At 42.9% G+C, this 22,813-nt stretch carries 11 protein-coding genes; 10 read left to right on the plus strand and 1 reads right to left on the minus strand.

Features of this window, described 5'->3' with window-relative positions; all coding sequences use genetic code 11:
* From ACT29I_RS09415 to ACT29I_RS09455, 9 genes are all read left to right on the plus strand, one after another.
* On the plus strand, positions 1–2,607 hold the full coding sequence (locus ACT29I_RS09415) for a sialate O-acetylesterase (protein WP_444793278.1): 2,607 nt from the start codon (positions 1–3) through the stop codon (positions 2,605–2,607).
* Between the two features lie 4 nt (positions 2,608–2,611).
* Positions 2,612–4,252 carry a M20/M25/M40 family metallo-hydrolase gene (locus ACT29I_RS09420; protein WP_444793279.1) on the plus strand — a complete coding sequence of 547 codons (1,641 nt, stop codon included), beginning with the start codon at positions 2,612–2,614 and terminating at the stop codon, positions 4,250–4,252.
* A gap of 41 nt (positions 4,253–4,293) precedes the next feature.
* Positions 4,294–6,339, plus strand: coding sequence for a glycoside hydrolase family 31 protein (locus ACT29I_RS09425; RefSeq protein ID WP_444793280.1), 2,046 nt, complete (start codon positions 4,294–4,296; stop codon positions 6,337–6,339).
* 22 nt (positions 6,340–6,361) lie between these two features.
* Positions 6,362–8,824 (plus strand): glycoside hydrolase family 95 protein, encoded by a 2,463-nt coding sequence (locus ACT29I_RS09430; RefSeq protein ID WP_444793281.1) that lies wholly within the window; start codon positions 6,362–6,364, stop codon positions 8,822–8,824.
* Between the two features lie 107 nt (positions 8,825–8,931).
* Positions 8,932–10,968: a LamG domain-containing protein gene (locus ACT29I_RS09435; RefSeq protein ID WP_444793282.1), complete on the plus strand. Its 2,037-nt coding sequence runs from the start codon at positions 8,932–8,934 to the stop codon at positions 10,966–10,968.
* Between the two features lie 15 nt (positions 10,969–10,983).
* Positions 10,984–12,453 (plus strand): sulfatase family protein, encoded by a 1,470-nt coding sequence (locus tag ACT29I_RS09440; protein ID WP_444793283.1) that lies wholly within the window; start codon positions 10,984–10,986, stop codon positions 12,451–12,453.
* 89 nt (positions 12,454–12,542) lie between these two features.
* Complete coding sequence (locus tag ACT29I_RS09445; RefSeq protein ID WP_444793284.1) at positions 12,543–14,099, plus strand: sulfatase; 1,557 nt, start codon at positions 12,543–12,545, stop codon at positions 14,097–14,099.
* A gap of 32 nt (positions 14,100–14,131) precedes the next feature.
* Positions 14,132–16,591 carry a glycosyl hydrolase family 95 catalytic domain-containing protein gene (locus ACT29I_RS09450; RefSeq protein WP_444793285.1) on the plus strand — a complete coding sequence of 820 codons (2,460 nt, stop codon included), beginning with the start codon at positions 14,132–14,134 and terminating at the stop codon, positions 16,589–16,591.
* A 151-nt stretch (positions 16,592–16,742) separates the two neighbouring features.
* On the plus strand, positions 16,743–18,338 hold the full coding sequence (locus tag ACT29I_RS09455; protein ID WP_444793286.1) for a sulfatase family protein: 1,596 nt from the start codon (positions 16,743–16,745) through the stop codon (positions 18,336–18,338).
* A gap of 424 nt (positions 18,339–18,762) precedes the next feature.
* Here the strand turns inward: ACT29I_RS09455 and ACT29I_RS09460 are convergent, their stop codons facing one another.
* On the minus strand, positions 18,763–20,436 hold the full coding sequence (locus ACT29I_RS09460; protein WP_444793287.1) for a hypothetical protein: 1,674 nt from the start codon (positions 20,434–20,436) through the stop codon (positions 18,763–18,765).
* 868 nt (positions 20,437–21,304) lie between these two features.
* Here ACT29I_RS09460 and ACT29I_RS09465 point away from each other — a divergent pair.
* Complete coding sequence (locus ACT29I_RS09465) at positions 21,305–22,798, plus strand: sulfatase family protein (RefSeq protein WP_430932118.1); 1,494 nt, start codon at positions 21,305–21,307, stop codon at positions 22,796–22,798.
* Positions 22,799–22,813 lie beyond the last annotated feature (15 nt).

The raw sequence follows: 22,813 nt of genomic DNA on the forward strand, positions 1-22,813 counted from the left end.
ATGAACATCGAAATCATATCCCCATTCAGGTTCCTAGCGTGCCTACTTATAGTTGCCTTATCCACAGGTACAAAAGCCTACTCACAAAAACCGGTTAAAGTCTTCATCCTTGCCGGTCAGTCAAACATGCAAGGGCACGGCGAAACGGTGAAAGGAAAAAAAGGAAACTTAAGCTGGTTGGTGCAAAACGACAAAGCTGGAAAATACCAACACCTGGTAGACAAAAAAGGCAACTGGAAAAGAAGGGATGATGTATTTATTTATGCAAACGACAAATACGACAATATAAAAACAGGCGAGTTAAGCGTTGGTTACGGCGCATATGACTATACCATTGGACCGGAGCTTCAGTTTGGCAATATTATCGGCGATTTTTACGATGAAAATGTATTGCTGATAAAAACAACCTGGGGAGGAAAAAGCCTCGCAGTTGATTTTTGTCCCCCCAGCGCAGCAAGCGACACGGGCTATGCACGCATTCCCTATGCCCCTCAAGATACCGGATACTATTACGTGCAAATGCTGGCCACCATTTACGATGTTCTGCACAACCTGCATAAATATGTTCCAAATTATTCAGGAGAAGGTTACCAAATTACAGGTTTTGCCTGGCATCAGGGTTGGAACGACCGGGTAAATATAGCACACAATGCCGCCTACGAAAGCAACCTGGCACATTTGATCAAAGACGTACGGCGTGATTTGGCAGAACCCAACCTCCCGTTTGTTCTTGCAACCACCGGAATGAGAAGTTACAAAGACAACGACCCAAGGGAAATTTCGTTGATACAAGCCCAGATGGCTATACCTTCCCATGCCGAATTCGAAGGGAATGTAAAAGTGACGGACACCCGCAATTTCTGGCGTTCCATTGAAGATTCACCGGCAAAACAAAATTACCACTGGAACCGCAATGCCGAAACATATTGTTTGATTGGCGAATCGCTGGCCGAATCCGTGTTAGCGCTTTTGTATGAGAATAAAACTTCTTCAAAAATACGTTCAGCCAAATGCGGAAGTGATGAGATTTTGGCGCCAACACCGCCTATGGGCTGGAACAGTTGGAATGCCTTCGAAAAAAATATTGATGAAAACAAAATAAAAACCATTGCCGATATTATGGTAAGCTCGGGGATGCGTGACGCGGGATATGAATACCTGGTTTTGGACGATGCCTGGATGGCTGCCGAAAGAAATGAAAAAGGCGAATTGGTTGCCGATTCCTTAAAATTCCCGGGAGGTATGAAAGCCATTGGCGACTACATTCACAGTAAAGGATTAAAATACGGAATTTACGAATGCCGTGGCAATTTAACTTGCCAAAACCTTCCCGGCAGCTTCGAACACGAACAAACCGATATGAATTCCTTTGCTTCTTGGGGAGTGGATTACATTAAAATGGATGCCTGTTTTGCTGCGAGAAATGGCAGGCTAAGCTCCGAAGATTTTGCTATATACGCAGATGCCATTAAAAACACCGGCCGCCCGATGGTTTTTAGCATCTCCGATTTCGGACAGGGAGCCTGGGCTTGGGGAGGTAAAAACTACGCACAGCTTTGGCGTACATCCATGGATATTTACCCATTTATCAAATCGGTTTATCGATGTGCTGAAACTTCAGGTGGAGCAGGATCTTCGCATCCCGCATTTAACGGATTATGGCAGTTTGCAGGGCCCAACCACTGGAACGATCCGGATATGCTCCAAATTGGAAACCTAAAAAATGCCGATGAAGACAAGGTTCATTTTAGCTTATGGGCGGTGCTTGCCGCTCCATTAATGGCAGGCAATGACCTACGCGTCATGTCCGATAGTGTTAAAAATATCCTTCTGGCTCCCGAGGTAATTGCCATCAACCAGGATCCACGTGCACAACAAGGCTACAAAGTATTTCAAAAAGATAGTATTGAAATATACAACAAACCGTTATCCGATGGAACAACAGCAGTATTATTGTTGAACAAAGGTAAAAGGAAAACCGATGTAACCGTTACTTGGAAACAAATCGGGCTTGACGGGCATCAACCTGTCAGGGACTTATGGGCACAAAAAGATTTGGGAAACTTTCAAGATTCAATTACGGCCCGTAACCTTGGGCAACATGGCCACCTTTTAATTAAAGTTGGAAGAATCGGTGCTAAGCTACTACCTGGTCCAACTCCTGTTTCTCCGGAAAAATATACCGTAACAAAAAAAGGAACTACTTACCTAAGTGATTTATACTATATCATGAAGGAATTTAACCACCCCGTGGCCGACAAAAATTTTAAGGGTGAGCCGATTCAAATAGAAGGTAAGACTTACAACAAAGGTTTGGGTTGCAAAAGCAAGTCGATACAAATGTACAAACTAGATGGAAGGGCCAACCGTTTTAAGGCGATAGTTGGTTTAGATGAATGTTCGCCGGATGAAAAGATGGGAAAATTCAGAATACTGAACGAAGATAAATTTGGAGGTCGTGTCCTTTTTGATAGCGGACAAATGGAAAAAGGAAACTCTCAAGAGGTCGATATTGATGTTTCAGGCCTCAATTTTATTCTACTTGAATTTGTTGGAAAAGGCGTTTTTGGCAATTGGGCCGATGCCAAAGTGATTGTAAATAACTAAAAAGATGAAGAATATACTCACAGCATTTTTATTCGTCGCAGTCGTATTAAACCTGGCGGCTCAGAACCGACAAGATAAAGGTTTGCAGGCTATTACCATTGAAACGGTGGAAGCGCCACTTAAATTCCTCGCCTCCGACTGGACAGAGGGACGCGAAGTAGGGACAAAGGGAGCCTATATGGCGGCAGATTACATAGCCAGCGTTTTTCAAATGTATGGAATAAAACCACTTGGCGATATGACGCAAAAAAGCATGAGCCGGGAGTTTAGATTGCAAGGAAAGAAACCTGAATTTTACCGCAGTTACTTCCAGAATTTCGACTTAATTACCGAAACACGGAATAAAAAGAGCGAACTCCGATGGTCCCAATCAAACGGAGTTTCAACCCGGATAAAAAAACTGACAGAAGGGGCTGATTATCAGGTGCAGGGTAGAATTGGATCGCTAGAATTTGACGCGCCGATTGTATTTCTTGGTTACGGAATAAAAAACAAAGACTTAAAATGCGATCCTTATAAAAAGGTTGAATTAAAAGGAAAAATCGCTTTTATCCTAACCGGGTTTGCAGGAATTAACGACCAAGAATCAAGAAACTATAGAACGCTGAACAAAGACAATAGTCTTTCAACAAATAAACTGGAAAGAACAAAAATTGAAAATGCCCGTGAAGCGGGTGCCATAGCCATTATAAAATACAATCCCGGTCATGTTTTCAAGGCAGCAAACCCTTCCAACCTGCCCATGTTTTCCGACAATGAGTTTTATGAAGGCGACCAACCACAGGACGATTTTTATCTGAAAAAGATTTTCCTGCCCAACTGGGAAACAAAACAGGAAATACCTGTAATTCAATTAAACAAAAACTTTGCTGAATCTATCCTGAAAAATGAAGGCGGGATATTGAATACCTTGCAAAAACCGGACTACGATATGGCCAAGTTTACAAGCCATGAACTTAAGGATTCGCGTTTACAGTTTAAAATCAACCACGACCAAAAAGTAATCAGGGCAAGAAACGTACTTGGTTATATTGAAGGGGAAAATACCGACGAAGTGGTGGTTATTGGCGGCCATTACGACCACGTAGGAAAATACAACGGTTTTATTTTTAACGGTGCAGACGATAACGCTTCGGGTACGGTGGGAATGTTAACGCTGGCCCGCGCGATAAAAGAAAGCGGCAAGAAACCGGCTAAATCCATCCTTTTTGCTGCCTGGACAGGCGAAGAACAAGGTTTGTGGGGCTCGAAATATTTTGTAAAAAACATACCCGATGATCTGAATATAGTGCTCGATATTAATATGGATATGATTGGGAGAACTTCGATAAAAGACGATTCAGAAGCCTACCTGAAAATGCAATACACGAAGCAATACCCCATTTTCGAGAAAATTTTTCAAAAGCAAAACGAAGCAAACAACCTTAACCTTGATATCCGCTTTTTCCCCAGCGAACAACCTAAGGGAGGGAGCGATTTTGTGCCTTTCGCGGCAGAGCAAATCCCAATAATTTCACTTTTTACCGGCTTGCACCGCCATTACCATTATCCAAACGACGAGCTTGAATATATTGATTTGGAGAAAATGACCAATATTATAAAACTCACCTATCTAGGGTTAAACGAGATACTGGAATCAGAATGATTCTGTTGAAAAACTAATTTTTACTTGAAAAAACAGCAAAAATGAAAACTAATAGAATAAGCATAGTACTCACTTTAGCAATTGCGATTTTATTCATTGCACCAGGAAACATCTTCGCACAGGAAAAAGCCGGTCCGTTTACAAAATTTGCCAATCGCCTTCAGTGGGAAGACGAAGGTGAGCTGTATTGGATGGATGCTTTTGGTCCGGATGCCCTGCGTTTTAGAGGCTCCAAAAGTCTGAGGATTACCGACGAAGATTGGAACCTGTTACCTCAACCCGATGTTCAACTTGAAATAACCATTGAAAAATCCAAAGCGGTAGTTAAGAATGGTAAAATCAGGGCTGAGATTCAGGCACGTAAAGGAAGAATTACCTATTTAAACGACAAAGGCGAAGTGCTTTTGCGTGAAGCTATTCACCACCATCATCCTCAATTTGCAAGGCAATGGGAAAGCAAAGGAAGCGACCATTTTAAAACTAAAGTGACTTTCGATGCAGAAAAAGACGAACATCTGTATGGTATGGGACAATACCCCAACGATTGCCTCGATCTGAAAGGAACGGTTTTGGAGCTGGCACAAAAAAACACGCAGATTTCAATTCCCTTTTTACTTTCGAGTAAAGGCTATGGTTTTATATGGAATAATCCAGCCGTTGGCCGTGCAGAATTATCCAAAACACACACCAGTTTTTTTGCGGAATACACCAAACAAATCGATTATGTGATATTTCCCGGCGATACCCCTTCCGATCTGGTCTCCCACTACGCAGACCTCACCGGAAAATCGCCTAAGATGCCTGAGTACGCAACGGGTTTCTGGCAATCGAAGCTCCGCTATTATTCGCAGGACGATTTGCTTTCAGTGGCTCGCGAATACAAAAAACGCAACCTCCCTCTTTCGGTTATCGTTGCCGATTTCTACCACTGGCCGGTTACCGGGGACTGGAAATTTAACGAGGAACTGTGGCCAGATCCCAAAGCCATGATTCAGGAATTGGACAGCCTGGGGATTAAATTGCTGGTATCGGTGTGGCCCACATTGGCCGAAAACAGCGAGAATTATACCGAGTTCAAAAAAAATAATTTCACCATTCGCCCGGAACACGGAGTAAATCTTTTTCTCCAGGCAAACGACGATCTTACCTATCTTGACGTAACGCATCCAGGAGCGCGAAAAGCCCTTTGGACAAAACTCAAAAAAAATTACTGGGACCTGGGTGTACGCATGTTCTGGATGGATGAAGCCGAACCCGAGATCGAACCGCTTGAGTACAACAATATTAGGTACTATCTTGGCAATGGCGAAGAGGTTTCGTGCCTTTACCCATACTATTTTGCCAAGACTATTTACGACGGGCAAATAGAAAGTGGGCAAACCGAAATCATTAACCTTATCCGTAGCGGATGGATTGGCAGTCAGAGGTTTGGCACTTTGCTATGGTCGGGCGATATTTCAGGTGATTTCCCAACTTTAAAAAGACAGATTAAAGCAGGATTAAACATTGGCTTGTGTGGAATTCCATGGTGGAATACCGACATTGGTGGTTTTTACGGAAAACCTGAATCTGACGAATACAAAGAAGTACTTCTACGTTGGTTCCAATATGGTACTTTTTGCCCGGTAATGCGCATTCATGGTTTCAATTCGCCAAGGGTTCTTTTAGAAGGGCAGATTACCCACACAGGCTCGCCCAATGAAGTCTGGAGTTTTGGAGACAAAGCACAGGAAATAATGACGCACTATCTGCATGTTCGCGAGAGATTGCGCCCTTACATCCAAAAACACATGGACATTGCTTCAGAAAAAGGAACACCCGTTATGCGACCCCTATTCTTCGATTTCCCTAAAGATGAAACCTGTTATACCATCGAAGACCAATACATGTTTGGACCTGATATCTTGGTTACCCCGGTTACCGATGCGGGTGCAACATCCAGATCGTTATATCTGCCCGAAGGCTCCAAATGGAAAGATGCCTTATCTGGAAAAACATATAAAGGGGGGCAAACCATCCAGGTGAAAGTAAGCATTGAAAATATTCCGGTATTTACAAGAAACGATCTGGATTTTAAGCTGAATTAAATCAACGCGTAAATCAACAACCATGAAAACATTAATAGCATTAGCATTTCTGACAACCGGATTTTCTTTAGGCCTGTTCGCTCAAAAGGTGGATATTCCATCTCAAATCGACGAAAAGAAATTCGACCCGGCAACTTTGTTGTGGTACGATAGCCCGGCAAAACAATGGGAAGAAGCACTTCCGGTTGGAAACGGACGTTTGGGTGCCATGGCATTCGGTAAATATGGCGAAGAAACCGTTCAGCTTAACGAAGATACTTATTGGTCGGGAGGGCCTTACTCCACGGTTGTAAAAGGGGGTGCTGAGGCCTTGCCCGAAATTCAGCGGCTTATTTTTGAAGGTGAACCCATTAAAGGACACAAACTTTTTGGCCGCAAACTGATGGGCTACCCCGTTGAACAACAAAAATACCAGCCACTAGCCAATCTGGTGCTGATGTTCGACAACCAGACGGAAGAAACCGTAGCTGACTATAAACGTTGGCTCGATCTGGAAACAGGGATCACTAGTGTGGAATATACCGTTGGTACCGTAACTTTTCATCGCGAGGTGCTTACTTCGGAGCCTGACCAGGTTGTTTTGGTGCATATGACTGCCGATAAGCCCGGGAGCCTGACTTTTAAAGCGCAGCTCCGTGGCGTGCGCAATATGTCCCACTCAAACTACGGGACCGATTATTTTACCATGGATATGGTTGGCCAAAACGGACTAACCGTAAATGGAAAATCGACCGATTATTTGGGGGTTGAAGGGAAACTCAAGCACCGTACAGAACTAAAAGCCTTACACGAAGGAGGAAGGATAAAAACGGAAAACGATTATATAATCGTTGAAAATGCCGATGCCGTTACCTTTGTCATTGCCGCTGCCACCAACTTTGTAAACTACAAAGACGTGAGTGCTGACCAGGTGGCACGTGTAAAAAACTACCTGAAGCAAGTGGAAGGCAAATCCTACAAAGAGATGAGAGATGCCGCAGTAGTTGATTATCAGAAATATTTTGAGCGTGTTAAGTTGGAGCTTCCAACAACAGAACAATCGTTTAAACCTACTGATAAAAGAATGCTGGAAAATGTGGACAATTCGGACCCTAACCTTGCCGCACTTTGTTACAACTTCGGACGTTATGCCTTAATAGGTTCGTCGAGAGAAGGAACGCAACCTGCCAATCTGCAAGGAATCTGGAACGACAAAGTAAACCCTGCCTGGGATTCCAAATACACCACCAACATCAATACCGAAATGAATTACTGGCACGCCGAAACCGGAAACCTGCCGGAACTAATGGAGCCACTGATTACCATGGTGAAGGAATTAACCGACGAGGGTGCGAAGGTGGCAAAAGAACATTACGGAGCGCGTGGTTGGGTATTCCACCAAAATACCGATTTATGGCGCGTTGCTGCACCTATGGACGGACCATGCTGGGGGACATTCACCGTGGGAGGTGCGTGGTTAACCAACCAGTTGTACGAGCATTACATGTTTAATCAGGACAAGGAATACCTGGAAGAAATTTATCCGTTGATGAAAGGTGCTGTGCAGTTTTTCCTCGACTTCTTGATTGAAGACCCACAGGGAAAATACCTGGTAACCAACCCGTCCACCTCACCTGAGAATCCTCCCAAAGGCCCCGGATATGAATACTTTTTCGATGAAGTAACCGGTTTCTGGTATTTCACAACCATTTGCTACGGAGCATCCATCGATATTCAGATTCTTACGGATTTGTTTGGTTATTACCTTGAAACAGAAAAAACATTGGGGTTAAATACTGATTTTTCGGACAAAGTATCCGCTGCCCGTGGAAGGTTGGCGCCACCTCAAATTGGAAGAGACGGCACCTTGCAGGAGTGGACCGAAGATTTCGAACAAATGGAGCCCAATCACCGCCACAACTCGCATTTATACGGTTTGTATCCCGGAAATGTGATATCAGCCAAACGCACACCGGAATATATTGATGGGGTCAAGAAAGTTCTGGAACTTCGCGGCGACGGAGCTTCGGGATGGTCACGTGTGTGGAAAATGGCGCTTTGGGCACGCCTTTACGATGGCAACCGCGCCAATAAAATATTCAAGGGCTATTTGAAAGAACAATGCTATCCTCAATTCTTTGCCAAGTGCGGCACCCCACTTCAAATTGACGGTACAATGGGTGCTTCGGCCGGTATCACCGAAATGTTGGTTCAATCCCACGAAGGTGTAATCGACTTGCTGCCCGCTCTTCCCGACGAATGGAAAGAAGGCACATTTGACGGCGTATGTGCCCGTGGAGGTTTCGAGCTGAATATGAAATGGCAAAACAACAAGGTTTCATCAGTGGACGTCCTGTCAAAATCAGGAAACATCTGCAGGATTGATGCCGGAGGAAAATTTACAATAACCAAAGACGGGAAACGGGTTGCTACAAAAACCAAAGCAGATGGTTCTATTGAATTCAAAACCGTAAAAGGAGGATTGTACAAGGTTGTAAGGAAGTAGGTACTCCGAATCGGCCGAGCCACAAAAGTGATTAAAAAAACAACAAAACCTATTGACAGCAACTTCAATAGGTTTTGTTTTTATCACGTATATCTTAAAACTTGATTATGCGAATTTTAATGAAAAGCGGAATATTGTCATTTTTTCTTACAGTCCTGATTCAGTTAACATCGGTTGCACAGGATGCTGTTCCTATATCATCCTGGGATTTTAGCGAAATAAAAAACAGGACCGTCATTGAAGCTGAAAGTGGTATCGCCGATACCCTGGAAGGTAATTTCGCAACCGCACCGGGAATAAAAGGTCAGGGATTAAGGCTTGATGGATTTACTACAAGAATTGTCCGTAAGGAAAAATATATTCAAGAACCAGGCTCCAAACTAACCATAGAGGCATGGGTTGCTTTGGGCGAATATCCATTGAATTGGTGTCCGGTAGTTACTACCGAATCCAACGAAGTAAAGGGTTATCGTCTTCTGATTGGCCCTCACGGACAAGTTTCTTTTGAAACCGCCATTAGCGAAAAATGGATGTCCACTACGAGCGCCCATGTGACCATACCACTCCGCAAATGGATGCACATCACCGGTGTTTATACCGCACAAAAGGATATTAAACTATATGTAAACGGTGAACTTGTGTCCTCAAGGAAGATTGAAGGCTCGATAACTTTTCCTAAAAAAACAAATTGTATCCTTGGAATGGTGCCGGAGCCTTTAAGACCAAGCAACACAATCCGGACCTGGGGAACAATCCCGGCTTATTACGGATTGGATGGTATTATTGATGAAATTAAAATATTTGATACGGCATTAACTGCTGACCATATCAAGGGCAATTTTATAAAATATGAGATAGTTGATCCTGATATTGAGGTACGAAGACTACCTGTAGTTGAAAATAAGCCCAATCGTTTTGGGGCATTTTACACAAAGCTGAACTATTACCCGGGGTGGGATCTTCTCTGGCCTGTTGATCAGGATCCGGATATTGTGGTATGTTTTGAAAATAATCCTGTTAAGTTTATTTTCTGGCGGGGAATCAGGTATGGTCCTTGCTGGGTTTCGGAAAATGAAAACTGGATGGCCGATCAGAGCCTCGAAACCTGGGGCAACGGAAAAAATGATATTGAAGGTTGTTTCGAACATATGCAGGACCGACACTGTCGTTTCTCCCACGTGAGAATCATCGAAAATACAGAAGCCAGAGCAGTAGTTCATTGGCGCTATGCTCCTGTGAGTGCTCACGACCACACCTGGAAGCCCGACCCTAAAACCGGCTGGGAGTGTTGGGTAGATGAGTATTATTACATCTATCCTGATGGTTCGGCCATTAGAAAAGTTTCGTGGAACAAAGGCAGTGCCGGGCATCCGGTACAGTTACAGGAATCGCTGCCGCTTACGCAGCCCGGTCAGCGAAGCGAAGAGGTCGTGAAAGATAATTATGTGACCGTTGCAGACTATGATTATTATACCTGCCCTGTTTCGGTAGATGAAAATAAGAAGCCCACTAACTGGAAGGGGGATAATACTATTCAGCAATTTAATTTTAAAGCTAAAAATAAACCCTATATCTGTTTTGAGCCCGGAAATCGGATGAGCGTAAGATGGATTAACGGAGGATATAATCATTTTCCGGTGAATCAGGCACGAAGTGATGGCAGGTGGGCTAAAACCGTGGACCGTCCCAGTCATTTTATGAGTTCCCCGTGTTCCGATCCGGTTATTCACAAAAAGGGAAACCGCTTGTTCTGGTTTGGTCTGTATGGCATGAACGATATGAACATGCATGAACTGATAAGTTTTGGCCGTTCCTGGGCTTATGCTCCTGAGATTTCCGTTAAAGGCGGAGATTATGTCTCCAATGGCTATGATAAGAGCGAAAAATGCTACCGGTTGGAAAGTAAATACACAAAAACACAGAAACTTGAACTCTGCCTGGCAGGGAGTCAACAGAATCCGATTTGTAATCCTGCTTTTATTATTAGAAACTGGAATGCAGATAAAGCTGCTGTTATGCTGAACGGCAAACCATTAAAAGAAGCAAAAACAAGCATAGTTCATGAACTTGAAGCTGATAAGCTTGTCGTTTTCCTTTTTCTGGAAAAAAAGGAATCCGTGAATATTACTATACATCCCAAGTAAAAACCCAAAAATAGTATGCCAATAAAGTTAACCTCGACAAATATAAGTGCATTACTGGTGTTATGCATAATCTCTTTAAATATTGGTTGCACCCGTGAAAGAGATGATAAGCCTAATATTGTTTTTATCATGGCGGATGATATGGGTTACGGTGATGTGGGTTCGTATAACCAGGATTCAAAAATACAAACCGCAAACATGGACAAATTAGCCACCGAGGGATTGATGTTTACCCATGTACATACGCCATCATCACTGTGCACTCCTACGCGCTATGGCCTGCTTACGGGCCGATATTGCTGGCGAACCAGGCTAAAAGAATGGGTATTGGCCGATTTTTATGGAGATACCCCTTTGATAGAGGAAGAACGAATGACCATTGCTTCAATGTTAAAGAACGAAGGTTACAAAACGGCTTGCATTGGCAAATGGCATGTGGGGATGACTTGGAATACAAAGGATGGCAGGCCTGCCTCATATGACGAGGAGGATAATGTTGACTTTACGAAACCTGTTATCGGAGGACCAATAGAACGTGGATTTGATTATTTTTTTGGCACAGCCGGATGCTCTACGAGTGACCCTCCATATTGTTTTATCGAGAACAAAAAAACCATATCTATACCTAATGTAATGATTCCGGAAGAAATGGATGCAAGGCCAGGAGTAGTAAAAGGGCTAATGGCTTCGGACTGGTCGCAGGAAGACGTTGATGTAAGATTAACAGAGAAAGCAGTGGATTATATAGCAAACCATCAAACCAATCATCCTGATGATCCCTTTTTCCTGTATTTCGTCCCGTCGTCACCTCACATCCCCTGGATGGTTCCTGATTTTATGAAAGGTAAAACAGAAGAAGGTGCCAGAGGAGACCTGGTTGCTTTGGTCGACTGGTGCGTCGGACAGATAACCGAAGCACTAGAAGAATATGGGTTGGATGATAATACCTTGATTATTGTTACCAGTGACAATGGCCCCAGGAAAGGAGCCAACGGACATAAATCGGCAGGCGAATTTAAAGGATATAAATCTCAGATTTGGGATGGAGGACACCGAGTCCCGTTTATTGCAAAATGGCCGGGAAGAATTAAACCGGGAACCAAAAGCGATGAGGTATTTAGCCTTACCGATATGATGGCTACTTTTGCGGCCCTTCACGATGTGGAATTGCCGGCTAATACTGCAGAAGACAGCTATAATGTCCTACCTGCGTTACTAGGAGGCACGACGAGGGAGAATAAGATGCGCCCCCGGGTATTTCATTCGGGCAACGGGGTGTTCGCCATTCAGCAGGGAGACTGGAAGCTAATACAGGGGACAAAAGGTTCTGGCTCTGGTAAAGATCGTGCTCATGCTAATTCTTTACTCGTTGTCGGTCAGCTATATAACTTAACAAACGACCCTTTTGAACGGTCAGATTTATGGGATAAATACCCTGAAAAAGTAATAGAGTTAAATCGATTATTAGAATATATAAAAAACTAGAGGAAAAGCCGAAATACTTATCGCAAATGATGCGACAGATTAACCGATTTATAGCCTTTAACTTTTAGTTATTTTATTAATAGGTAGTTATGATATGTAAATGCAGAAAAAACAGAGTTCGTTTTATTTTAGGAATTGCAATAATTTTAATTTTTTTCGCGAGCGGATGTAGCCGCCAACCGGCGGAACAACCAAACGTCCTCTTTATTTCCTTAGATGATTTGAACGATTGGATTGAACCCCTTGGAGGTCATCCACAGGCAATTACTCCGAATCTCCAACGCTTATCCGATAAATCGGTTTTATTTACCAATGCATATTGCGCAAGCCCTGCGTGCAATCCTTCCCGCACTTCTATTATGTCTGGATTAGCGCCACATACATCCGGAGTATATTCAAATTATCAGGACTGGAGGGAGGTTATCACCGACTACACATCCATGGGTAAATATTTCCGGAATAATGGATATTACTCGGCCGGAGCAGGGAAAATCTATCATTACCATATGGTTGATACAACTTGTTGGGATGAATACTGGCCATCGCAAAAGAAAAACATGCCGGATGAATATATCCCTGAAAAAGCGGAATCAGGCACCATCAATATGCCTGCCTTTGAGAACATGTATAAAATGTTTGACTGGGCCGCCCTGGATATTGAAGATTCCTTAATGGCAGACTACAAGAGTGTGACATGGGTTTCCGACCAATTAAGAAAAAACCATGAAAAACCTTTCTTTCTTGCCTGTGGTATATATCGTCCTCATGTTCCCTGGTATGTGCCGAAAAAATATTTTGACATGTTTCCCCTGGATTCAATTCAGTTGCCAAAAACTATGGAAAATGATCTGGATGATGTGAGCGACAGGGCAATGGATATAGCACATAGAGGGGGGAACTACCATAAACACATTCTTGAAGCCGGCCTATGGAAACAGGCAGTTCAGGGCTATCTCGCCTCCATTGCATTTTGCGATGCGATGTTGGGTCGACTTCTTACCCAGCTCGAAAATAGCAAGTATGCCGAGAATACAATTGTTGTGTTATGGTCGGATCATGGCTGGCAGTTGGGGGAAAAAGAGCATTGGAGAAAGTTTGCACTATGGAGAAATACCGCCCGTTCAGTGCTGATGATCAAAGCGCCTCAAGGATGCCCGGGGTTACCTGAAGGTTCAGAAAATGGAACCAAATGCCATCGTACAGTTTCATTGCTGGATATTTATCCAACACTTGGCACTTTATGTGGATTGCCAGCACGACATGACCTCGACGGACATAGCTTGATTCCTCTACTCAAAAATCCAAAGAGTGAATGGGAATATCCCGCAATTACATCCTATAATTTCAGTGAATTTGCCATTAGCACCCAAAACTGGAGATATATTCAATACATTGATGGAAGCGAGGAGTTGTATAATCAAATGGAAGATGAAGAAGAGTGGTTTAATCTGGCAAAAAATCCAGCTTATCATCACATCAAAGAAGAATTGAAGCAACATATACCGTCCAATCCTGCTCCGTTGAAAATCACTTCGTTAAAACTAATGCCGCATCATTATCCTCCTTTTAAATCCAGAGAGGAATACCAGGATTGGTTAAAACATGGAAAAGACACAAAATATTTAATTGAAAATTATTGGAATTAGTAAATATCGCGTAACAATTAAATTATAAAATCATGAAGTCAGCATATTTATTTTTTGGAATATTATACCTCGTAAACACTTTAATTTCATTGGATGCGGCCGGCAAATCGAAAAAGCTAAAAGTACCCGAACGGGGTTTTATCAGTTCGCTACCTGCAAAAACCTGGGAAGAGGGATTGATTTGCGGAAACGGAACCATTGGGGTTAATATCCTGAGCCGCCCCCTGGAGGAAACTATTATTTTCAGCCACGAAAGATTGTTTCTTCCGCAAGGAGCACCAACGGTACCACCCGATAATTCGCACATGCTATTTGAAATTCGAAATCTTATAGACAGAGGATTGTACAAACAAGCTACCGAACTGGCATTCAATCTGTCCGGGCAGGAGGGTTTTATGTATCCGGATCCTTTTGTGCCTGCATTTGACGTGAATCTGCAGATGAAAGCCGAAGGGGAAGTGAACGACTATATGCGTTCGGTTGATTTTAAGACGGGCGAAGCAACTGTTCACTGGAGCGATGACAGAGGGGTTTTTGAACGAAAAATGTTTGTTTCAAGAGCTGATGGAATAGCCGTGTTGTTAATTACCGGCCCGGCTGGCGCTGTTGATTTTAATTTAAGCCTTAATCCCAGAAAACCAAGTGATAACCTGGATCTAAAGACAATCGGAAAATCTTACAAGGTTTTTGAGAATCATGTTAGCGATATTGTAAAAACGGTTAACAACAATACGATAACGTATAAAAACAGTTTTACAAAAGCCTACCCCGGAAGTATTCACGCCATGGAAAGTATAGCAAAAGTAGTTCAGCATAACGGCGAATTGATAGAAAGCAGTGAGGCAATAGAGGTTAAAGGTGCGGAAAAAGTTCTTGTTTTGTTCGATCTTGTAATGATTTATGATGCCGCAAAATCAGAGGTGGAAGAGATGAAGGGTTTTATGTCTGGTTTAAATCCTGATTACCAAACGTTGCTTGAGCGTCATGCTAAAATACATGGCGAAATGTTCAACCGGATGAAGCTTGAGCTGGGAGGAGGAAAAGATCACCTGCTTACAACCGAGAAACTGATAGAAAAATCGACAAGTGATCATATGAACATGGCCTTACTCGAAAAAGAGTTCGATGCAGCAAGGTACAATATTATTTCATGTATTGGAGAGTTACCACCAACCCTACAAGGAGTTTGGGGCGGCACCTATGTTCCTGGCTGGGCCAGTGACTTTACGCATAACGGTAATGTTCCCTCTGCTATCGCCAGCCTTTTAATGGGTAACATGCCGGAACTCATGATGGCTTACATTTCATACATGGAGTCCATTGTTCCGTATATGGAAATTAACGCCAAGCACATTTTTAACTCCAGAGGTATAGTTTTGCCCTCCAGGTCAACAACACATGCCTACAATAATGCCCTCAATGCTAGATTTGCAGGTGGTTTCTGGGTGGCCGGTGCAGCATGGGCGGCACATTTTTTTTATGACTATTATCTGTACACGGGAGATCATGAATTTATGGTTAAACATGGCTTGCCCTTTATGGAAAAAGCCGCACTTTTTTTCGAAGATTATCTATATGAAAATAAGGATGGGATATATGTTTTTTCTCCCACCCAATCACCAGAAAATACGCCTAAGAATATTGATTCACAGGGAACTTTTAATGCCACCATGGATGTGGCAGCGGCAAAGGAACTTTTAACCAACGTTATTTCTGTATCCAAAGAGTTGGGCGTAAATGCCGATAAAATTTCACTTTGGACAACCATGCTTGAAAAAATGCCGCCATATATGATTACGGATGACGGTATCATAAAAGAGTGGTTAACACCGAAACTTGAGAATAATGACGATCACAGACACTCTTCCCAGCTTTATCCCCTGTACGATGGAATTTCCAAAGAGATAGAGCAAAGCAAGGCGTTGCAAGATGCGTTTAAGAAAAGTATTGAATATAAACTCGACAAGCATTGGAGGGGCAACAAGCGGGGATTTATGTCCTTTGGTCTGGTGCAACTGGGCCAAGCTGCTACTAGCCTGGGAGAAGGCGAACTGGCTTATGAATGTCTGCAGCATCTTGTAAACAGGTTTTGGTTGAACAACCTGGCTTCCATGCACAATCACCGCTCCTTGTTTAATATGGACATCAGCGGTGGCATGCCGGCAGTAATTATTAAAATGCTAGTGGCCAGCGAACCCGGAAAATTATATTTGTTACCTGCTCTATCGGAAAAATTTCCGAAGGGATCAATAGAAGGGGTGTTGTGTCGAGGCCAGGTAGAGGTAAAAAGCCTGTCATGGGATGATAAGACTTTAAATGTAAGCCTGTTGTCAGCTAAAGATCAAACGATAAAGCTTGTTATGCCATCGGACATAGCGCATATTGCAGTAACGGAAGGAAATTCTAAGATAGGTGAAACCGGGGATAAAGATAGCCGGAATGTTTCTCTCGAAGAAGGAAAAATAATTACGCTTAATATGGATCTCCGTTAGACCCATACGAAACAATTGACAGCAATGCCAGAAAAAGCACAAGCTGTGTTTACGATAATGATATCCTCCGCGTTGCGTTTAAATATTTATTGTAGGAGAAAATATTGAAGTGATAAAATCAGTTTTACGGATAAAATATAAAAAAAAGACTATGATTAAATTATTGATTGTACTGTTGGGTTGGATAGCAGGTACTGTTGGTTTATACGCCCAGGAACTGCCAAATATCATCATTATTTATGCCGACGATCTGGGATATGGTGATCTTTCGTGTTACAATGATAAAGCGGCCTATAAAACCCCTAACCTGGATAAAATGGCTAAGGAAGGGGTCATGTTTACGGATGCCCACAGCCCGTCCACAATCTGTTCCCCTTCCCGATATGGGCTTTACTCCGGACAGCAAATATACCGTTCTACCGGAAGGGGTGGAGGAGCCTTTGAAGGCCCCGGAGGACCAAGTTATTTGAAACCCGGAACGCTCACGATTGCAGAAATGTTAAAAACCAAAGGGTACAGAACAGGTGTTTTTGGGAAATGGCATGTCGGGCTTTCCTGGTTCGACAAGGATAATAAAAGACTAGGGGGGGGCTATAAAAATGCCTTACTTATTGATTACGAAAAAAGTACTCCCTTGATTGATGGCCCAAATGCAAGAGGTTTCGACGAATCATTTATTACACCCAATTGTCCCTGCACAGATCCGCTATATGTATACATAGAAAATGGTATGGTTCCTGTTCCGGCCAGCCAAAGACACAAACAAGATAACTTACCCAATCCGGGTGGTAAGTGGCGTTGGGATAATGATGAGGGCTGGATGGCTCCGGGATATAATTTTATGGAAGCGGATTTGATGTTTTATAAGAAAACCCGCGAGTTTATAACAGAACATAGAAAAAACACACCAGAGAAACCATTTTTTGCAGTTTTGTCAACGCAGATTGCTCATGCCCCTGTACTCCCGGCCCCAGAGTTTAACGGGATCACGGATGCCGGCCCTCGTGGCGATTTTGTAAGGGAACTGGATGTTATTGTTGGGCGCGTTATGGATATGCTAAAAGAAATGGATATAGATGATAATACCATCATAATGTTTAATGCGGATAACGGGGCGGAAATTGTTCATGTAGACTGGATGCGTCAGGATCACAATCATGATGCGTCAGGAGGCTGGAGAGGGATGAAACGGGATGCCTGGGAAGGAGGTCACCGGGTGCCTTTTATCGTTCGTTGGCCGGGAGTATTCCCAAAGGGTTTGGTGTCTGATCAGATGACCAATACTACTGATATTTTTGCCACAACTGCTTCTATTGTCGGTTATAAACTAAAATACGAAGATGCTACTGATAGTTTTGATATGTTACCGGCCATGCTCGGAACCGAAGACAAAAATAAATCCATCAGGCCATATATGCTGACCCAGAGTTTTCGCGGCGAATTCCAGATCCGCCAGGGAAACTGGAAGTATCTTGACCATAAAGGCTCCGGAGGGAATAATTATAAAAGTGATTTACTTGAAAAATATGCTTTGCCGGAGAAAGAAGTTGATGCAACCGGTCAGCTATATAATCTCACAAAGGATCCGGGCGAAAAGACCAACCTGTATTTTACAGAAGCTAATAAACGAAAGGAACTTCAGGATTTACTTGAGAACCTAAAATCAAATGGCCGTAGTGCCCCCAAAAACAGACAGCCGCTTGGAGTTGAGAAAGTCAAGGAATTGGGCATGCAACATGCGAAATAGAAGAAAAGCACCTTATCAAAGGCATAATCAGCGTTGGGGGTTTGAATAGAATTCCCGAAGCTGCACACGATAAGCGATAAAGTCTTGTAAATTTTAATTTACAGGGCTTTTTTGTAATAAGCAAAAGACGTATGCACCAAGCAATAATAATTCCGCGTAATTAACCGGGATACCGATCACAGATCAACACAGTTCGCGAGGTTATCAAATCTTACAGAACTTGCTTAGTGGATATCCTAAAAAAGCTACTTCTCAATTTTCCTTGATCGAATATTGAGAAGTAGCTTTTAAATTAATCCCAAAATTGTCATTATACTACATCTAATTCGGGATTACCTCGATACGCTGATGCCTGCCAACATTAAGGAATTTTTCAGATTCCTTAATGTCAGATCGCGGTTAATCTGGCAGCTGACGATCAAGCTTACTCGATTCCCTGACGGGTTACGATAGGTACATAACCAATTTCCATTCCTTTAGGAGGCGTAACCAGTAAGGCAGGATCTAATTCTGCCAGTTCGCCAATCAATGGGGCAGGGAGGTATTCGCGTTCTTTCGTCCAGTTTTTGTGCAGCAGCTCTACACGGCGTTGCATTTCTTCGCGTTCGGCTTTGCTCAAATCAGCATTGAGCAAGGCAGGCTGGTCGGCAAAGCGGTACCAGTAGTAGGTGACCGTACTCCCATCGCCCAGTTTAGCCTTAAACGGGCCGGCTGCCGGTCCTGGAGTCTTCCAGCAACTCTCTTGGTCTTCTGGCGTTACATAGGTTTTCGAACCACCTTCGTACGCCCGGCTAAAGCTAACCTTTTGCAATCCGGTTTCTGCGGGCACTTCTTCGGGAGCTACAGCAATCCACTTGCCAACCTCGTCGTTTTCTTCTTTTACCAGTTTGTAGTATTCCGGAAGTGTTACTAATGTTTGTCCGTTTTCCACGGTTTTTGTTACCAAATCACCATCCCAGCGAACCCTTAAGGTGGCATCGTCGGTTACATTAGGATCGAGATACGATGTTATATTCATTAAAGCACGCTTTTCTTTCGGAATATTATCACCGTAAAATTTCCAGTTAGATCTGATGCCTTTTTGAAATTTCTGCATGGTAGCGCCTTCCACTTTAATTTTACTGTCGGCTGGCTTTCCCCCTTTAAACCAGGCTTCCACATCGTCCCACAGCGCTTTTTTATTGTACACCATCAGGCGATGCAATAATTCGGTATTGCCATCGGAACCTACCGGATAACGTGTTGGCGCCATGCGCGCATAGTGTACCCCTTTTGAATCGACGGCTTGCACCGAATGAATGTGCTGCGTTTCCATCTGATACTGTTTGTTCGCCTTCGAGGGACGTTGATCCAGAAACAGCCCTTCTGCACGAGCATCGTCGACGGATGCCGCAGACCAGAAATATGGAGTGAAGAATGTTATAGGCCCCTTGAAATTTTTAGTGTTTAAAAATAAGGTCCAGGACTGATTTCCGGTAGAAATATCTTTCCCTGCTGTCTTCGCTTTCGCTTCGGTAAGCGGCAAAGGCAAATAGCCGTTCCCAAATAATTTATTGCTTGTGCCTTGCTTCAGGTTCAGTCCGTCGGGTGGCCACAATACCCAGGGACTTAATTGCGCCACACCATATTTTCCTTTCGGATTATCCCAGTCTCTTCCTTTGCCGGCTCCTGTACCATTTGCCCATCCAACGAAATTTAACTGAACCCCACCCATAATAAATTTTGGTGTTTTTGTGGCATATTCTGTATCGCGCCACCAGCCAAGTCCTCCTTCAATATCCGTATACAGTTTTTCCACAGGTAAAGGCTCGTCATTCTGCGGGAACATCCAGGTCCCAAACAATCCCGTTTGGAAATCCCTTCCGGGATATTCCTTCAGTAACGGATAAGCCATAGCATACATGGAATAACCGGCATTAAACGACTCGTCCACTTTTTGGGTTCGTGTAATCAGATAACCTCCCACATTTCCTTTTTGTATTCCCGTGTCCTTTATCAGAATATCCTGAGCCGAAACAGGCGGGATAAAAAGTAACGCAAGGGTACAGACAATAAAGGATTTAAATATAATGTCTCTTTTATCTTTTGTTGTTTTCATATATTAAAATGTATTAAATATTATTTATCAAGTGTAATTAGTATTACGTCTGTAAGGTGAAGTAATCACATGGTTCTGTAAGAATTACCAGATTAAGTCAGCTTATCTAAGCTGGTATGGTTTATAATAGCAAGGCATTTGTTTTTTTACATAATCCGCTGGCTCAAAAAACAGTTAGTTATTTGTATTGTCATTCCAAATCAATGCTTGTTATTTATTTTATCAAAGATATTAAAACAATATTACAAACTCAAATTATTAGCTGTTATATACCAGCCGCTATGGTTGCATTTGCGAACAGCTATACACGTAATTTTTATATTTACCTTGTTGTATAAATGGAACAAAGGATCCACCTACCAATACTTTTGGGTTGCTATTTTATAATATATGAACCTTTAGAAATAGCGTATAGTAAAGTACCACATCGCAAGAAATATTTATTTTCTGTTTTATAAAATTCAAACCTTGAAAAGAACAAAATATACTGATTCTCCCAGTATTTTATTAAGTATTTTGAATCAGCTTAAAAAGTTGCATTTTAATAAAATATAATCTACTTTTGAAATTTACATTAAAAAGAATAATTGTTGTAACATATTGCAACTGGGAACAAATAATTGGAATATCTTGCAGCTTATATTGCGCTTAACCACGATATTAGATTAAGTCATCTACGCTAGTCTTATCTGCAGCACTAAACTGTATGGTGATTTAATTCAGGATGAATATAGATTTTGCTAGACGGGCAATCTTATCCTAAAAATTTAGGCAGTTTCTACCAAGGTGAAAATTGACGCGGAAGTAAATAAATCGGGGAGCAGTATTTAAGATCCCGTAAAAATGAATAATTAGTTTATTTAAGCATATGAAAAATTTGTTTGTATTACTGATCCTGGGCAGTCTTATCATGACAGGAGGATGCAAAAAAGAAGCGAATCCTCCAAATATTATCGTCTTTCTGGCCGATGATTTGGGCTACGGCGACCTGGGATGTTATGGCAACCCGATTATTAAAACACCCAACATCGATATGCTGGCTACAGAAGGCGTGCGTATGACCGATTGCCATTCGGGAGGTACCGTGTGTTCCCCATCCCGGGCAGCATTGTTAACCGGCCGAAACCCATACCGTAGCGGATTCTTCTACATTCATGGCAAAAAAACCTACCTTAAAGAACAGGAAGTTACCATTGCGGAGCTCCTTCACGAACACGGCTACGAAACTGCTTTCTGGGGAAAGTGGCACCTTTCAACCCTGGAGAAAAACAGATACAGCCACCCCGGACCCAGCGAACAGGGTTTTGACTACTGGATGGGTACCACCCTGAATGCTTTTGGCGGACCTAAAAACTATAAAAAATTCATTAAAAACGGAGAGCCGGTAGGCGAAGTGGAAGGCTGGTACTGCGATGTGATTGTGGACGATGCCCGAGAATGGCTGAAAAGCAAACGTGACAAAGAAAAACCGTTTTTTATGTATGTATGTTCGCACGAACCACATACACCGATAGCTCCGCCCATAGAATACAGCGCGAAGTATGACAATGCGAAAGTGAACAAGCTGGAAAAAGGCATGAAATACGGACGAGTGGCGCGGCCCCAAAAAGATATTTCGGAGTACAAAAAAGAATACTACGGAACGGTTAATCAGCTTGACGATGCCTTTGGCAGGCTGATGCATACCCTCGAAGAATTAGAGTTAAAAGAAAATACCCTGGTGCTTTTCACGAGCGACAACGGGCCGGAAGCACCCGTAACCACAGAAGAGTCTCTGGGTAACTGGGATGACCCCATCCGTGACAAATGCTTTGGCACACCGGGTGAGTTGCGAGGCATGAAACGCTTTCCGTACGAAGGTGGTCACCGCGTTCCCGGAATTGTTCGGTTTCCGGGCGTGATCCCGGAAGGGACAACAAGCCGTGAACTTTTTAACGGTTGTGATATTTTGCCTACGATATGCCAATTGGTAGAGATACCCGTTCCAACCAACCGAAACATTGACGGGTCAAATGCATTTAACGCATTTCTGAACAAGAAGGTTGACCGCGTTGCTTCGCCTATCTGGTTTTATCCAAACCACGAAGACACCTATTTCAGAATGCCACAAGTGGCAATGCGAAAAGACAATTATACACTGATTGGCTGGTTACCCGAAAAAACTGATTCGTTGGATTTAAAACAATGGATAGCTAAAAACGATCCAGTGAAATTTGAATTATACAACATGAACACTGACCCTGCACAGACAAACAACATTGCCAATGAACATAACGATATTGTTGAAAACATGAAGCAGGAAATGATTGCCCAATGGAGGGAAATGCGTGACGAAGGGCTAGAAACCATTCAAAACAATTAAGACACTTAAAGAAGC

This window comes from Saccharicrinis sp. GN24d3 (assembly GCF_052400645.1).
Lineage (GTDB): Bacteria > Bacteroidota > Bacteroidia > Bacteroidales > Marinilabiliaceae > Saccharicrinis.

Excerpts from the sequence above, each read along its gene's own strand:
- ACT29I_RS09465 (WP_430932118.1), top strand. The coding sequence starts at position 21,305 with ATGAAAAATTTGTTTGTATTACTGATCCTGGGCAGTCTTATCATGACA.
- ACT29I_RS09425 (WP_444793280.1), top strand. The coding sequence starts at position 4,294 with ATGAAAACTAATAGAATAAGCATAGTACTCACTTTAGCAATTGCGATT.
- ACT29I_RS09440 (WP_444793283.1), top strand. The coding sequence starts at position 10,984 with ATGCCAATAAAGTTAACCTCGACAAATATAAGTGCATTACTGGTGTTA.
- ACT29I_RS09435 (WP_444793282.1), top strand. The coding sequence starts at position 8,932 with ATGCGAATTTTAATGAAAAGCGGAATATTGTCATTTTTTCTTACAGTC.
- ACT29I_RS09460 (WP_444793287.1), bottom strand. The coding sequence starts at position 20,436 with ATGAAAACAACAAAAGATAAAAGAGACATTATATTTAAATCCTTTATT.
- ACT29I_RS09415 (WP_444793278.1), top strand. The coding sequence starts at position 1 with ATGAACATCGAAATCATATCCCCATTCAGGTTCCTAGCGTGCCTACTT.
- ACT29I_RS09450 (WP_444793285.1), top strand. The coding sequence starts at position 14,132 with ATGAAGTCAGCATATTTATTTTTTGGAATATTATACCTCGTAAACACT.
- ACT29I_RS09445 (WP_444793284.1), top strand. The coding sequence starts at position 12,543 with ATGATATGTAAATGCAGAAAAAACAGAGTTCGTTTTATTTTAGGAATT.
- ACT29I_RS09420 (WP_444793279.1), top strand. The coding sequence starts at position 2,612 with ATGAAGAATATACTCACAGCATTTTTATTCGTCGCAGTCGTATTAAAC.
- ACT29I_RS09430 (WP_444793281.1), top strand. The coding sequence starts at position 6,362 with ATGAAAACATTAATAGCATTAGCATTTCTGACAACCGGATTTTCTTTA.
- ACT29I_RS09455 (WP_444793286.1), top strand. The coding sequence starts at position 16,743 with ATGATTAAATTATTGATTGTACTGTTGGGTTGGATAGCAGGTACTGTT.